Source organism: Leeuwenhoekiella palythoae, assembly GCF_900130045.1.
In the GTDB taxonomy this organism is placed as follows: Bacteria; Bacteroidota; Bacteroidia; order Flavobacteriales; family Flavobacteriaceae; genus Leeuwenhoekiella; species Leeuwenhoekiella palythoae.
Window position 1 is genome coordinate 679,163 of sequence record NZ_FQXT01000002.1, and the last position, 16,591, is coordinate 695,753.

At 34.8% G+C, this 16,591-nt stretch carries 11 protein-coding genes; all 11 read left to right on the forward strand.

Features of this window, described 5'->3' with window-relative positions:
* Positions 1–18 precede the first annotated feature (18 nt).
* The 11 genes from BUA96_RS06520 to BUA96_RS06570 all read left to right on the forward strand — a co-directional run bounded on the left by BUA96_RS06520 (position 19) and on the right by BUA96_RS06570 (position 16,589).
* Positions 19–918 (forward strand): pirin family protein, encoded by a 900-nt coding sequence (locus BUA96_RS06520; RefSeq protein ID WP_072981485.1) that lies wholly within the window; start codon positions 19–21, stop codon positions 916–918.
* A 118-nt stretch (positions 919–1,036) separates the two neighbouring features.
* Positions 1,037–1,423 carry an acyl-CoA thioesterase gene (locus BUA96_RS06525; RefSeq protein ID WP_072981487.1) on the forward strand — a complete coding sequence of 129 codons (387 nt, stop codon included), beginning with the start codon at positions 1,037–1,039 and terminating at the stop codon, positions 1,421–1,423.
* A 412-nt stretch (positions 1,424–1,835) separates the two neighbouring features.
* Entirely contained in the window at positions 1,836–2,399 is a 564-nt protein-coding gene (locus BUA96_RS06530) for an RNA polymerase sigma factor (RefSeq protein WP_072981489.1), read from the forward strand.
* A gap of 163 nt (positions 2,400–2,562) precedes the next feature.
* Positions 2,563–3,732, forward strand: a complete 1,170-nt coding sequence (locus BUA96_RS06535) for a FecR family protein (RefSeq protein ID WP_072981491.1) — start codon at positions 2,563–2,565, stop codon at positions 3,730–3,732.
* A 103-nt stretch (positions 3,733–3,835) separates the two neighbouring features.
* Positions 3,836–7,225, forward strand: a complete 3,390-nt coding sequence (locus BUA96_RS06540) for a SusC/RagA family TonB-linked outer membrane protein (protein ID WP_072981493.1) — start codon at positions 3,836–3,838, stop codon at positions 7,223–7,225.
* A gap of 11 nt (positions 7,226–7,236) precedes the next feature.
* On the forward strand, positions 7,237–8,706 hold the full coding sequence (locus BUA96_RS06545; protein WP_072981495.1) for a RagB/SusD family nutrient uptake outer membrane protein: 1,470 nt from the start codon (positions 7,237–7,239) through the stop codon (positions 8,704–8,706).
* Between the two features lie 22 nt (positions 8,707–8,728).
* Positions 8,729–9,433 carry a DUF4843 domain-containing protein gene (locus BUA96_RS06550; protein WP_072981497.1) on the forward strand — a complete coding sequence of 235 codons (705 nt, stop codon included), beginning with the start codon at positions 8,729–8,731 and terminating at the stop codon, positions 9,431–9,433.
* A 40-nt stretch (positions 9,434–9,473) separates the two neighbouring features.
* The gene (locus BUA96_RS06555; protein WP_072981499.1) at positions 9,474–10,997 is read left to right on the forward strand and encodes a PKD-like family lipoprotein; all 1,524 of its coding nucleotides are present in this window, start codon (positions 9,474–9,476) and stop codon (positions 10,995–10,997) included.
* Between the two features lie 110 nt (positions 10,998–11,107).
* Positions 11,108–13,369 carry a Gldg family protein gene (locus tag BUA96_RS06560; protein WP_072981501.1) on the forward strand — a complete coding sequence of 754 codons (2,262 nt, stop codon included), beginning with the start codon at positions 11,108–11,110 and terminating at the stop codon, positions 13,367–13,369.
* Positions 13,370–13,371: 2 nt separating this feature from the next.
* A complete protein-coding gene (locus tag BUA96_RS06565) occupies positions 13,372–14,295 on the forward strand; it encodes an ABC transporter ATP-binding protein (protein WP_072981505.1) in 924 nt (307 codons plus the stop codon).
* A gap of 29 nt (positions 14,296–14,324) precedes the next feature.
* Complete coding sequence (locus BUA96_RS06570; RefSeq protein WP_072981507.1) at positions 14,325–16,589, forward strand: Gldg family protein; 2,265 nt, start codon at positions 14,325–14,327, stop codon at positions 16,587–16,589.
* Positions 16,590–16,591 lie beyond the last annotated feature (2 nt).

Here is a 16,591-nt window from a genome sequence, read left to right on the forward strand (position 1 = left end):
AAATTAAATAGAGAAAAAATGCAATCTAATGTAGGTCTGGTCATCGAAGAGAAAGCGGCCGATATAGGGAATTTTATGGTGGGGCGTTTGCTTCCGTTTAGAAAAAAACGTGCGGTAGGTCCGTTTTTATTTATAGATCATATGGGGCCTGCGTGTTTAAAAGAGTATCAAAATCTTGATGTTCCACCGCATCCACACATTGGGCTTTCCACATTAACGTATTTATTTGAAGGAAGTATTTTTCATCGCGACAGTTTAGGAAATGCTGTGGAGATCAAACCGGGCGCGGTAAACTGGATGACCGCCGGAAAAGGAGTGGTGCATTCTGAACGTACCCCGGAATATTTAAGAGACGAATCAAAGTTTTTGCATGGTTTTCAGATTTGGGTAGGCTTGCCCAAAGCCTTAGAGCAAGGAGCGCCATCCTTTTTTCATATTGAAAAAGAAGCCCTTCCCGCTTGGGAAGAAGACGGAATACACTACAAATTAATTGCCGGAAAAATCAAGGATAAAGAAGCACCCGTGCCGGTGCATAGTCCGTTATTTTTTATCGAAATACAAACCGAAGATGCCGCGCGAATAGCTATTGGCGATCGGCTTTTTGGCGAAGTCGCGATGTATGTGTTGTCAGGCGAAGTGCGTATTGAAGGAAATACCTATGGAACCAAACAATTGCTCGTGGCGAAAAAAGCTTCTTTATGCGCTTTTGAGACTACGCAAGCAACGACCTTGTATTTGTTTGGAGGCACACCCTTTGAAGAAGAACGCTTTATGTTCTGGAATTTTGTGAGCTCAGATAAAGCCGTGTTAGAGCAGGCTAAAACCAACTGGAAAGAACAAAATTTAGAAGCATTCCCTAAAATATCTGGAGATTCAGAAGAATACGTTCCGCTTCCGGAGCCTAAAAGATTCAAATAAAATTATTTTTATTTTCTTTTAAAACAAGCTAGCATTCGTATTGCATATTCAGCATTCTTAAGTCACAATATTTGTTGATGCAATCAGTTAAGCTTTAACTTACAATCTTAAAAAACCAATGACTTTAGAGCAACGCATAGCAAAAGCCGAATCCCGAATATTTAAAGCGGTTTTTCCGAATACTACAAACCATTACGATACGCTTTTTGGAGGCACTGCGATGCAGCTGATGGATGAGGTGGCCTTTATTACGGCTACCCGATTTACACGGCAAACTGTGGTAACTGTAAGTAGTGATAAAATCGACTTTAACAAGCCTATTCCTGCCGGGACTATCATTGAGCTTGTAGGTCAGATCATTCATTTAGGAACCAAAAGTCTAAAAGTAGGCGTTTCGATCTACGTAGAGCAAATGTATTCTGAACATCGTGAAAAAGCTATTCAAGGCGAGTTCACATTTGTTGCCATTGACGAGCAGAAGAACCCGGTCAATGTTTTGAAGTAGCAGAATTCAACTAGTTGAAAAAGCTATAAACAAAAAAAGCGCTTCAGATGAAGCGCTTTTTGCGGTCTGGACGGGACTCGAACTAATCTGTGAGTACCAGTGTTTTCAAAGCCTTAGAATTGCCAATTTTTAATGACTCACCGAATCGTACACTTAATTTGAAAGTTTAACATTTTTAACACAAATAGAATTTCTAATGTTGACTTTAATATAGAATATTACATCTCAATTTTACAATTGAATTGGCTTTTTATAAAGCAAAATTTTTTATACAAATTTTGTTATTTTAAAAATAATATTACATTTGACTCTATTGGATAAATATTATTTAATGATATTTATTATTTGATGAATTATTTATAATATATTTTTAATCTTGCAATTTAACCCCCATAAAAATGAAGATGTGCTAATGGTCCAAAAATTAGCTAAGGGGGATGAACGTGCATTCAAATTTCTCTATAATAAGTATTATAATGATGTTTATAGATTCTCTCTTAGTCTATTAAAATCATCGGCAAATGCTGAAGAAATACTTCAAGATGTGTTTTTACAATGTTGGTTGAATAGAGGCTATCTTGACCATAAAAAATCATTTAAGTCGTATTTATTTACTTGTGTTAGAAATGCAGCATTTAATGCGCTAAAGAAAAAGGCATATGAAAATAAATTGAAGAGTTCTCTAGAGCTAAAGATTGAGTCAAGTGCAAATACTACTGAAAACAACCTCATAACTGAAGATTATAATAGATTACGTATAAAAGCTATAGATAGCTTACCTCCTAAACGTAAACTGATATTTGAGATGTCTCGTAAAGAGGGTATGAGCTATGAAGATATCAGTCGAGAACTAAATTTATCCATAAGCACAGTAAAGAATCAAATGAGTAAGGCTTTAGAGAATATAAGAACATATCTTCATATGAATTCTGATCTACCTATAGGAGTTTTACTTTTAGTATTATTTCAAATTTAGAAACAAAAATTTCAATTAATAAAGTGTTAACAAAACCCCGTAAATCGGGGCTTTGTTGTTATCGTTTTGCTAAAAATTGAGTGTATATGTGAAAATTTTTAATAAAAGGAATAGTACTTAGGTAGTTCTCAGTTGTATTATATATGACTAGCCATTAAAATTTATGTCAGATAGCAAACAAGAAATAAGGGATCTGCTAAAAAAGTACGCATTAAATAAATGCACATCAGTTGAAATAGCGCGGTTAACAACGTTATTTCAACAAAATGAAATTGATGAAACTGATATTGATGTAGTGCATATTTTAGATTCTTTGGGAGACACTTGCAATTTAGATAAGGGAAGAGCGGAGAAAATATATCAAGAAGTAATCCGGCTTGGTGATAAGAGGAAATATGCTGTTATAAAACTTCGAAATAGGGTTGCTTTGATTTCAGCTGTTGCAGCTGTATTTGTTGGTCTTATATCTTTCATTTTGGTGAAGAATTCTTTGAATAATATTGAACGGCCAAGTTTGGACGCTCTAATCGTTAATGAGGAAGTTCTATTAGAAACAGGAAATTCACAATTCGAAGTAACACTTACTGATAGTCAGGAAGATAGTATATCTGTTTCAGGTAAGATGGTCGCTAGAATAAGTAATAATACCATTATTCTTCCTCAAATAAGCAACTTAGCTAAGAATATAGAATTCTCAACGTTAAAAGTTCCGTACGGTAAAAAAGCAAGAATGATTTTGTCTGATAGTACTAAAGTCGTTTTAAATGCAGGATCTCAGCTTCGGTTTCCAAATCATTTTTCTTTCAAAGGAGCTCGTAAAGTTGAACTAATAGGAGAAGCTTATTTTGAAGTCACAAAAAATAAAGAACATCCATTTATTGTAGAAACAAAAAATCTTGATGTACAAGTTTTAGGAACCCAGTTTAATGTTTCAGCATTTCAAAATGAATCTAAGACTAATGTTGTTCTTGTAGAAGGTTTGGTTCAAATCGACTTTCAGTCGAAAGAACCTAGTGCCATCCTAAATCCAGGTGAAATGGCTATTCATGATGCCAAAGTAAATAAAAGCGAAATTCATCAAGTCATCCCTGAAATTTATACCTCTTGGATGGATGATAAGTTAATATTTAGAAATATTGAGTTTGATGAACTTCTAACACGATTAGAAAGGCATTATAATGTTTCTATTGTTAATGATGATGCTGAATTAGGAAAGGAAATTTTCAATGCAAATTTCGGGGATTCTAATATTGACGAAGTTTTTGAATACTTCAATGAGATTCACAAAATTGACTACCAAATAAGTGGAAATAAAATTATAATTAAAAACTAAATACTTATGAACAAAAAGTAACCGGAAAATGGTTCCAGCACTTTCCGGTTGAATTAAATCGATCAGCTCATAAAACTAATCCATTATCTAATTATTTAAATGTATGAAAAAACTTCTTACTAGAACAAGAAGAAAAGTATTGTCTTACCCTAAAAGTTTTTCTATGAAAATACTTCTTCTCTATTTCTTGACTACCACATCCCTATTTCAAGCCAGCGAGAAAAATCCTAAAAACTTGATAACTTTAAAGTTAAGTGATATTACAATAGGGCAGCTATTTGATCAAATTGAATTGTCTACAGATTATCGCTTCGTATATAAAGTCCAAGACATAGACCTAACAAAAAAGATTGATGTAGATGCTAAGAATCAAGATATTGAAACCCTTTTGACTGATGTTTTAGCCACTCTTCAGACCAGCTTCACTTTAAATGGTAAGCAGATAATTTTGAAGCAGGATAACAAGACAAATATTTCAATAAGTTATTCTGATAATATAGAAGTTCAAAAATCGGTTAGTGGTACTATAACAAATGATTTGGGGAATCCATTTCCGGGTGTTTATATAGTAAAGAAGAATACTAATGACGGTACATTAAGTGATCTAGATGGAAAATATACCATTAATGTTTCTCCGCAGGATACCTTAGTATTCAGTTATCTTGGCTATACTACTACGTCAAGGATTGTAGGTCAACAATCGACTATCAATGTTCAAATGAAGCAGAGTACTTCAGAGCTTTCAGAGGTTATTATTAATGGAATTTTTGAAAGAAAAGCAGAGAGTTTCACAGGTTCAGCAGTAACTTTTACTAAGGAAGAGTTAAGCCGAGTTGGGAATCAAAATATCTTTCAGACTATTCAAAATATAGATCCGTCAATTGCAATTCTGGATAATTTTGAGTTAGGATCAAATCCTAACGCATTACCTGATATGCAGATTCGTGGAACTTCTACTTTTCCGGGTGAAGGGGTTGATGGATTTAAAGGGAATTATTTAAAAAGTCCCAATCAACCTTTATTTATTCTCAATGGTTTTGAAGTTACTGTAGAACGTGTTTTCGATCTGGATTTTAATCGAATTAAAAGTCTTACAATTTTAAAGGATGCAGCCTCTAAGTCTCTCTATGGTTCGAGAGCGGCAAATGGCGTCGTAGTCATCGAAACTGATCAACTGAAAAATTCAGAGACACGCATTACATATAACGCTATGATGGATGTAGAGTTGCCAGATCTTTCTAGTTACAATCTAACAAATTCTTTGCAAAAACTGGAAGCAGAGCAGTTAAATGGTTTTTATGAGGCCCGTAATGTTGAAGATTACATTGAGTTACAACAATTATATAATAGCCGCCTAAAACTTGCAAAGGAGGGGCTGAATACCGATTGGATGGCTCTTCCGTTGAGAAATGCAATAGGGCAAAGACATTCATTAGGTGTTGAATTAGGAGGGCAAAATTTAAGAGTTTTTGCAAATCTTAATTATCAAAAAAAAGCAGGTGTAATGAAGGATTCTTATCGTGAAAATATAGGTGGTGGAATTACTACTATGTATTCCATTGATAATTTAAAGTTTAGAAATATTACAACGGTTATTTCGAATTCAGCAGCAGAATCTCCTTATGGTACTTTCAATGAGTATGCAATTATGAATCCGTACTGGAGGGCTAAAAATATAGATGGGACTATACCGTATTATGCTGAGTTTTTTGATGCCGATAATAACTATACCAATCCACTTTATAATTCCACAATTGGAGTAAAAAATGAATCTAGTTATTTCAATTTTATAAACAACTTTTATTTGGAGTGGCAGCTGATTCCTTCTTTAAAAACAATTGCTAGAATAGGTGTTGATGTAAAACGAAATGACGCAGACGAGTTTTACCCTGGGCAACATACACAATTTGATAATTATGTAGATGATGAGCGCAAGGGGTCTTATCAAGTAAATAATGGTAAAAGCACATTTCTAACGGGAAATCTAAATCTGCAATACTCTAGAAATTTTGGGAAACATTTTGTATTTGGGAATGCCTCTTTTGATATAAATGAGCGTAAATATGAAGAACTACAACATCTTGCAGAAGGTTTTCCTAGCAGTAGACTTAACAACATAACCTTTGCAAGAGCTTACGCACTCGACTCAAGACCTATAGGAATAAGTGGGATTTCAAGAGAGCTGGGTTTTCTTGCAGTAGGATCCTATGTGTATGACAATAGGTTTTTAAGTGACCTTACTCTAAGATCAAGTGCTTCCTCTCAATTTGGAGCAGACAAAAGATGGTCTACCTTTTGGAGTTTAGGGCTCGGCTGGAATTTACACAATGAGAGTGTTTTTAGAAAAAGTGTATTCGAGCAATTGAAAGTTAGGGGTTCTTTAGGTTCAACGGGAAATCAGAATTTTAATACCAATCAGTCTATTGTAACCTATGCTTATTATCAGGACGCTTTTTATCAAGATTTTCCAGGATCGTATATATTTAACCTAGGTAACCCTAATCTTCAGTGGGAAAGCAAATTTGATTACAATATTGGACTAGATACTAAGATAGGAGGATTGAGTTTACGTTTTGATTATTATGAAAATTATACAGAAAATTTAATAACAGATGTGTCTTTACCTTATTCTAACGGGTTTGATAGTGTTAAAGAAAATTTGGGTAAGGTAAAAAACAGTGGTATAGATGCTAATGCTACCTATCTCATTTGGTCAAACGGCACCAACTTTTTAAATGTGAATTTTGGAATTGCTACAAACACGAATAAAATTGTTGAACTATCTAATGCAATGCGAAGCTTTAATGAATCTCAAGAGGAACTTGCTGCAGATGAGGAAAATAATACTCCTGTTCTAAGATATGAAGATGGGATGTCTATGAATGCAATCTGGGCCGTGCAATCTGCGGGTATTGACCCTGCCAGTGGTCGTGAAATTTTCATCAACAAAGACGGTAGTACAACCTATGAATGGGATGCGACCCAAATGGTTGTCGTAGGAGATAATAATCCTAAGTATCGAGGAGTAGTTGGTATTTCTGGAGAATATGAGCGGTTTGGCCTAAGTGTTACAGCACGATATCTAGGTGGCGGTCAGCTGTACAATCAAACTCTTGTAGATAAGGTTGAAAATGTTGATATGAATTACAACGTTGATGAACGTGTGCTTACTGGAAGATGGCAGTATCAAGGTCAGCAAAGTTATTTTAGAGGTATACGTGTTTTCAATTACGCTACTAATGGATATACCTTTGATAGAAGCTTAACTAAGCCTACTTCACGTTTTGTACAGGATCGTAATGAATTAGATATCGCAGCAATAAGTGCATATTATGACTTCGGTAAATCTATTAATAAAGCTCTTGGCCTAGAGCGTTTACGATTAGGGTTCAATATGAATAACGTTGTGAAGTTTTCAACCATTGAAATAGAGCGTGGAACCTTGTATCCTTTTTCAAGAACAATGTCATTTAGTCTAACTGCTACTTTCTAAAATTAATTACTATGAACAAAATATATATAAAATTTCTGATGTGCTTAGTTCTGGTTTTAGGGGCCGGGTGTGAGAATGACTGGTTAGATGAGCAATCTAGCAACCAACTTACTGCAGAAGAGCAGTTTGAAACTATCGATGGATTTAAGGATGCATTAATAGGCTCTTATATAGGTTTAACTGCTGAAGAGCTTTATGGAAAAGATTTATCTTGGAATATTGTTGACTTGCTGAGTCAACAATATGCAGCCTTACCTGTTCAGGCTCAATATGCTGGGATACAGCAATTTCAGTATGAGACACTAAGGTCGGCTGGTCAAATTGAGGCTTCTTGGAGTGGGGCATATAATACAATTGCAAATGTAAATTTAGCATTGGAAATGACTGAAAAAAACAGGTCGGTACTCGGAGATATTAATTATAGACTGATAAGAGGAGAACTATTAGGTCTTCGGGTATTTCTTCATTTTGATATGATGCGCCTATTTAATGCAGGTAATCTAGAAAATCGACCAGAGCTATTTCAAGAATATGCCATACCCTATGTAACCACCTTTGATAAAGAAATTAAACCTCAGTTAAGCTTTAGTGAAACTTTTGAGATGATGGAAGCTGACTTGCAGGAATCACTATCCTTATTAGAGGAAGATCCTGTTTTTTCAGAACAGTCAGATAATTATTATGCTGAGGTTAACCGAGATGGATTTTACAATTTCCGTGAGCAACGTATGAATTATTTTGCTGTAAAAGCTTTATTAGCAAGAGTGTTGCAATGGCAGGGTGATCAAGAAGCGGCTGGAACCGTAGCGCAAGAGATTATTGATGATTCTTTTGCGATGCTTATCGATTCAGATTCTCATCCGGTTTCTACAGATCGCATATTGTATCAAGAGGTGTTGTTTATGATAGATGTCGAAGGTCTTATAGATGATATAAACCCTTTGCTTAGAGCAGAAGGAGACAATGCTAATTATGATGCTTTGTATTATACATCCAATTATGTAAATGAAACATTTGAAACAGAAAATGTAAATGTGGGTGTTCCGGATGTACGCTTTAATACCTTGATGCAAACTCAAGCAAGGGGAGTTGTGAATTTAAAGTTATTCCAGAATAATATGCGTGCAGAAAATTATAATCAAATACCGCTTATTAAGCTTCCAGAGATGTATTATATAGCTGCCGAGGCTTATGCTAAGAGCAATATGCTTGATCAAGCTGTAGAACTTCTTAACACGGTTAGAAGTAGTAGAGGCATAATTGAACAAATTCCAAGTGATGCTTCTCAAGAGGATGTTCTTTTAGAAGTATATAAAGAATACCACAAAGAATTTTTAGGTGAAGGTCAGTGGTTTTATTATTTAAAAAGAAATGGTATTGCAGAAATACCTGGAGTATTTGACAATACCATTACTATTGATGATCAAGAATATGTATTACCATATCCAGACAATGAAGTAGAATTTGGAAATAGAAATTAGTACTCCATAAACTTTTAACATTATGAAAATCTTTAAATTAATATTTAGCTTGGTATTTATAATAGTACTTAGCTCATGTGAAAAGGATGAGTTGACTGGTTTCTCGACTGCACCTGCTATAAATTTTATAAACGATTCTACTCAATATTCTTTTATACAGGAACCAGCGGATGAGCATATCGTAGAAATTCCAGTTTTTGTTACAGGGGATTCAACTTCTTATGACCGGTTTTTTAACGTAGAAGTTCTTAACGATCCTGAAACTACAGCTTCAGAAAGTCAATATGAAATTGTTGAAGGAATCATTCCTTCTGGCAGCTTTAGTGGAAATCTGAAGGTTGAAGTAAGGAAAAGTCCTGCACTTGATGAAAGCTCTGTAGCTATTAAACTTTTGATAGTTTCCTCTGATGATTTTGTTGCTGGTGCTGAAGAAAGCAATCAGACTAAATTAATTTGGACTAATAAAATAGTCATTCCAGCGTGGACTTATTTTAGATATTTTTTTACAGCATATCCCAGCAGTCGTGCTTACCGCATTTTCATTGAAGTAACAGGAATGACCACTTTTTCATTAGCAGACTATAGAGAGGTTGGTCCTACCGGTGCTCAGGCTTTAGGTAGGGCTTATGGGGATTATATTAGAGCTTATAATGCGGAGCATCCTGGAGAACCTTTAGTTCATGATGATGGGCCAAATGCAGGGGAGGAAATCCTTCCGGTATATTAAGCATTAAATTTTCGATATAACTTATTTAACAAATAAAGCAATGAGAATAATTTTAAGAATAACCTATGCGCTATTACTTACGATAGTAGCACAGTCTTGTTTTGAAGACAACAGTGGTTTCGATATTAATACAATAGATGGTGTAGTTATCGATACCACAGGGAATAGTGAACTCACAGTATTTCAATTTGATAATCTAGTTGTTGAGCCCAATGTGGTCTATGCTGGGAATGAAGAAAACCTGGCCTTTGAGTGGAAAATAAATATCGCACCTACAGATACTATTTTTGACATATTGAGTAATGATAAGAATTTGGATGCCCCAATAGCTTATAGACCTACAGACGCAATTAGAAACCATGAATTGATATTGACTGTTACTGATACTCAAACTGATATTGACTATATTATGGCTTGGCCATTGAAAGTATTAAATAATATTGGACAAGGTATTGTAGTGGCTACAACTTCCGATGGTATGTCAACAGACTTAAGTCATATAATGAGTGAACAGGTGACATCAGATTTTGATGGTTTAGATGTAAAGTACAATGTGTATAGCTCCTTAAATGATGGGACGATTAACGGAGTAACTAAACAGCTTAAATACTACTCAATTTATGGTCAAGATGCTGTATTAGGAATTACCGATAATTCGATCTACAAAATAAATACGGTCGACTTTACATTAGGTGGTACAAATGGAGAATTATTTTACGTAGATAGACCTGTTTACAGTCCTCAAGCTTTAGGACAGGTAAATCAAGGGAGTCTTTTCATTAATAATGGAAACCTTACCGCTACTTATTTTGGGGCATCTCAAAAATTCGGTGTAGCCTTTGATTCTGAATTTACCGTCCCTGGTATAATTGCTGGAAAGACAGTGCAATCCCCGCCTGTAACCATTATGTTTTATGATGAAGAAGTAGATGAATTTGTATACCAGCCTTCAATAACTCAATTTGGGGACAGCAATATGTACGCCATGCCTAATTCAAATGATGGTGCGTTCAATCCATCAACTGTGGATGATAAAATCAATTTAGCAGCAAGTGTAGGAACTGATGGAAATTTTAGACATCTTTTAAAGGACGAAAACAGCGGAGACGTTGGGTTATATATATTCGATAGTGGCGAAAGTGTTTATCCTGATGTTATTCCACCTTCAGCGATTGGATACTATGATTTATCGGAAGCACCAGAGATTCAAAATGCAAAGTTCTTTGTGTTTGTGGATAATCAGAGAATTTTATATTATACTACAGATACAAAATTATACGCTGTTCTTTATTCCACTGCAACAGCTACTATACAGGAACGTTATACTTTAAGTGAGGGTGAACGATTTACTACCCTTCAAATTTATCAAGATGCAGATTATCCATTTGGATCAGATTATTTACCATTAAATAATAGAGCTCTTTTAGCATCAACTTATGATGAAAATGAAGGACGAGTTTATCTCATGCCTCTTATAAATACAGGTGTTGGAAACGTAGATGTAGATAATATTCAAATATGGGAAGGATTTGATCAGGTTACAGCTTTAACCAGTCAGTTTTAATTTGTATTAGCTAGGGCACTCTCCTTTTCTTTTCAAAGGATAAGGAGAACCCTTTATTTTTTAATGATGCCGTAGATAGAAATATCTGCAGTACAAGCTTTTTTTGTCTTATGCAAAAGATTTATAAAATAGCCAAAGTTGAATTGAATATACTCTTTTTCTCTCCAATTGCTTGGTTAGTACTCATCTTATTTATTCTTCAATGTGGACTTACTTTTGTCGATTTAATAGACGCTAGAGAGACCAGCCAGCAGCTAGGGTCTAATTTAAAGTCATTATCAGAGGATGTTTTTGGAGGAAATAAAGGGTTCTTTAGTTCAGTTCAAAATAAACTCTATTTATATATTCCACTCTTGACTATGGGGTTAATTAGCAAGGAGCTCCAAAGTGGATCAATCAAACTCTTGTTCTCTTCTCCTGTGACCAGTAGGCAAATCATATTAGGAAAGTTCTTGGCTATGGCTTTTTATGGCTTACTTCTAGTTGGTGTGCTACTATTAATAATAATTGCCGCAGCTTTTAGCATTGATAATCTTGATGTGCAATACTTATTAGGGGGTGTATTAGGCCTTTATCTGTTGCTTTGTGCTTATAGTAGTATAGGTCTGTTTATGTCAAGCCTTACTTCTTATCAGGTCGTTGCTGCCATAAGTACACTAGCTGTATTAGCTGCACTAAATTATGTTGGTACAATAGGGCAGAGTATAGATTTTGTTAGAGATATTACTTACTGGATATCTATTGCAGGAAGAGCCGATAACTTTATAAATGGGTTAGTTAGCTCTAAAGACCTTATCTATTTTTTACTTATTATCGGGTTGTTCTTATCCTTGACCGTTATGCGTTTTGATAAAGGTAGAAAGCAGACTTCGCAAGCAACTAAATTTTCCTCATATACAATATTAATTGTTGGTGTTTTAATTGTTGGTTATGTTAGTTCATTGCCCCTTTTAGATGTGTATTATGATACAACCCGTTTCAAAAGGAAAACGTTAACAGATACTACTCTGCAACTTATTAATCGATTAGAAGAGCCTATAACTTTAACTACATATGTTAATGTACTCAATGGATATGCACACATAGGGGCCCCTAAATACAGAATATTTGAATTTAATCAGTTTAGTAAGTTTACTCGTTTTATTCCTGAAATTGATATTTCCTATATTGCTTATTACGACTCCACCTATACTTCTCGTGATGCAACTATTGATTCTTTTGAAAAGGAGGCCAGAAAATCAGCAGTTGCCTACGGTTATGATTTTAATAAAGTTTTAAGCCCTCAAGAAATACGCTCTAGAGTAGATCTTAGAGATGAGAACAACTTCTTTGTTAGGAAGGTGGGGTATAAGGGTAAAACTACAAGTTTACGTATGTTCTACGATCAGATTGGTTATCCACAAGAACCTGAAATAGCAGCTGCGATAAAACGATTATTAGAAAATCCGGTGCGAGTAGGTTTTTTAAATGGGAATGGAGAACGCGATATTACTAGGGCTGCGGATAAATCCTATTATGAGTTAACTAGTGCTTTACAAAATAGATCAGCATTAGTAAATCACGGTTTCGATATGGATATAATAGACTTGGATAAATCTTCCAAAGAATTGGATTCTCTAGATGTTCTTGTTATTGCTGATCCCTTAATACCTTACTCAGAAAATCAGATACTTCAAGTGAAAAAATTTTTGGATCGTGGCGGAAATGCTTTAATCGCGGGAGAACCAGGAAAAAACCAAATGCTTGATCCATTCTTAAGGTACTTAGGAGTTGAGTTCGACGAGGGCATTTTACTGCAAGAGTCAGAGAAATTTGAGCCGGATTTAGTTCAGACTGAAGTAACACAAGAATCTAAGTTGCTTGGAATTAATATGGAAGAAAAAGATGTAATAAGCTTCAGTGGAACCACAGGAATTAAAATTCTGTCAGATACAAATTTTGAGATCACATCTATTTTAAAACCTAAATATTCAAAAGTATGGCAAGAGAACTTGCCATTAGATATTAAGAGTGACTCTCTCAGTTATGAGGAGAATAAAAAAATAGAACCTCAACTTGCTGTGGCAATGAGTCGTCAATTAAACAAAAAAAGCCAACGAATTATAATTTCGGGAGATGCTGATTTTATGAGTAATGGAGAAATACGTCGTTTTAATCTTACCAATAGAAATAGTGCATTTACAAAGCAGCTTTTTCGATGGTTGAGTAACGATAGGTTTCCTATTGATGTGACAAGAAAGGAAACAATTGACAATACAGTGACAATTAATCAAAAGGGGATACAATTTCTGCAACTGTTTTTTACGATTATCCTGCCTGTAGTTTTAGGTATTTGGGGGATTGGGTTATTAATTAAAAGAAAAAGACAATAAAAATGAATAAGGTAATAGCAAAGGTTGAAAACCTATCTCATAAGTACAGTAGAGACTGGGCAATTCGTGATATAAATTTTGAGGTTTTTAATAGAGGGATTCTTGGTCTTTTAGGTTCAAATGGTGCCGGTAAATCTACTACTATGAATATTCTCTGTGGAGTAATTAATCAAACAGAAGGCAATGCCTTTATCGACGGTATTAATATGCGGTCAAAGCCTGTTGAGGCAAAAAAGTTAATTGGTTTTTTGCCTCAAAAAGCACCACTGCACATAGAACTAACTGTAGATGAATATCTTACGCATTGTGCGCATCTGAGGTCTATACCTAAGGTCGAGATACCAGATGCATTAGAGCGAGCTAAAGCTAAATGTGGAATAAGTCATTTTAGTAAACGAGTGCTCCGAAATTTATCGGGGGGATATCAACAACGGGTAGGACTTGCTCAAGCAATTATTCATAACCCTAAATTGGTAGTTCTCGACGAGCCTACTAATGGTCTTGATCCCAATCAAATACAGGAGGTTAGAAAATTGATTAAAGAAATTGCTGAAGATCGCGCTGTAATTTTATCTACCCATATTTTATCTGAAGTTCAAGCAACTTGTGATCATATTGTAATGATTGAACAAGGAACGATCGTTTTTTCAGATTCTATGTATGCCTTTAATAATTATATAGCGCCAAACTCTCTTATTATGGAGGGGGAGGTCTTGCCTAGTAAAGAAGAGTTGCTAAATGTACCACATATTGAAAAAGTTGAAATTATTAACTCCAATAAAATCCGTTTACGATTCTCGAATGCAGATCATATCACTCAGACCCTCATTCATAAAAGTGTTGAAAAAGGTTGGGATCTAAAAGAGATATATTTAGAAAAAACAGATCTAGATGGAGTATTTGCTCAACTTTCAGGAAAGGCATAAGAACTTAGATATTACTTGAAAAGGAACTCATGAAAAAGATTTTGAAAATAGCCCGATTAGAGTTAAGCATTATGTTTTATTCTCCTATCGCGTGGTTAGTATTAATATTATTTATTATCCAATCTGGAGTCATATATGCGGAAATGCTTTATGATCAGGAAACACGACAACAATTAGGTAGGGCTTTACCAGTAATGACCAAGGCTCTATTTGCTGGAGAAGATGGTGTTTTGGCAAAAATACAAGGCACTCTTTATCTTTACATCCCTATTTTGACTATGGGGCTGATGAGTAGAGAAACCAGTAGTGGTTCTATAAAATTACTATATTCTTCACCCGTAACAGTAGTGCAGATAGCTTTGGGTAAATATCTTTCTATGGTCGGATATGCCTTTCTACTTTGTTTGGTTCTTGCAACATTTATTATAACGGCTTACTATTCGATAACTGGTTTGGATATAGTTTTTGTTCTGGGAGGTATCTTAGGGGTATTCTTATTAATCTGTGCATATTCCGCAATTGGATTATTTATGTCAAGTCTTACGAATTATCAGGTAGTCGCTGCCGTAAGTACTTTGGCTGTGTTGGCGGTTCTCAATTTTATTGGAGGCGTTGGGCAGCAGTATGATTTTGTTAGGGATCTAACCTATTGGTTTGCTATTTCTGGTAGGTCTGAGAATATGGTAAATGGTCTTATTATTAGTAAGGATATTATCTATTTTATTTTGGTGATTCTAATGTTCATAAGCTTTACTATTTTAAAACTTAAGGATGAGAGAAATCTTAAAAAAGGTTTTGCAAAATGGAGCAGGTATGGTTTACTTATTCTAGTTGTTACTATTGTGGGATATTTATCTTCACGACCTGTTTTTACTTTTTACTTCGATTCAACGCGCTTTGATGATCGCACATTAACTGAAAGCTCTATTGAACTTATTGAGGAACTAGAAGAACCTATAACAATTACAACATATGTGAATTTGGTACATTATAGTGCTAAACAAGGAAGTCCTTTGAACAGGATAAATGATTTACATCATTTTGATCAATACCGCAGATTCATTCCAGAGATGGAAATGCCCTATATTTCTTATTATGATACGCTTCCATACAAGACGGATACAACAAAGACTCTTTTGCAGAAAGCTAAAACAGCAGCTTCTGCTCATAAATTCAATTTCGATGAAGTTCTAAGTCCTAAGCAAATTAGATCAAAAATTGATTTGCTTCCAGAACAAAATAGACTCGTAAGATTTATCTCTTATAAAGGAAAAACGACACCATTAAGGATGTTTGATGATTTATTAGTGTATCCAAATGAAAAAGAGATTTCAGTTGCGATTAAGAGGCTTTTGTATGGGCCTTCTGTTATAGGTTTTGCAGAATCCAATGGAGAGAGGGATATTACAAGTGTTGAAAGCGCTGACTATAAAATTTTTACAAATGGGACAAATATTAGGGGTTCTATGGTGAATCAAGGGTTCAAGCCTAAGGCGATCAATCTTGAATCTGTAGCTGCAATTCCAGAAGATGTTGAAGCTCTGGTTGTTGCAGATCCAAGAGCTGCGTATAATGAGAAAGAATTAGATATACTACAAAACTATATTGCATCAGGGAGAAATATGCTCTTGGCTATCGAACCAAATTCACCTTATTTAAATTCTATATTAGATACTTTAGGTTTAGGAGTTAAGCCTGGTGTTCTTTTAGAAGAAAGTGAGGATTATGAAGCAGATTTAATTCAGGCGCAGTACACAAAAGAAGTCAGTGATATCGGAATCCGATTTCGAGACAATTTTATTGTGAGTATGCCAACTGCTTCGGGATTGATCATAAAGGATTCTACTGCGAGTTATCAAATAAAAACACTACTTAAAAGTAATCCCAATAGGGTATGGAGTGAAACAGAAGATTTTGATTTGGAAAAGGAACAAGTAACATTTAATCCGGAAAGAAATTCGAAAGTAGAGTTACCATTAGCAATAGCCATAACACGAAAGCAAAATGGCAATAATCAGAAAATAGTGATTGTCTCCGATGCCGACTTTATGAGTAACGCAGAGATGGCACGTAATAATTTGAATACACGTAACTCTATTTTTACAATGGGCTTATTTAAATGGCTTAACGATGATAAATATCCCTTCTCAAGTTCTAGGCCAAGTGCTATAGATAAATCTATCAAAGTAAATCGTACAGGAATATTATGGATAAAGGGTGTTTATATGGGACTTTTTCCAGGATTTATTGCTGTGATTGCACTTCTGTTATTAATTAAGCGTAAAAGAAATTAAAA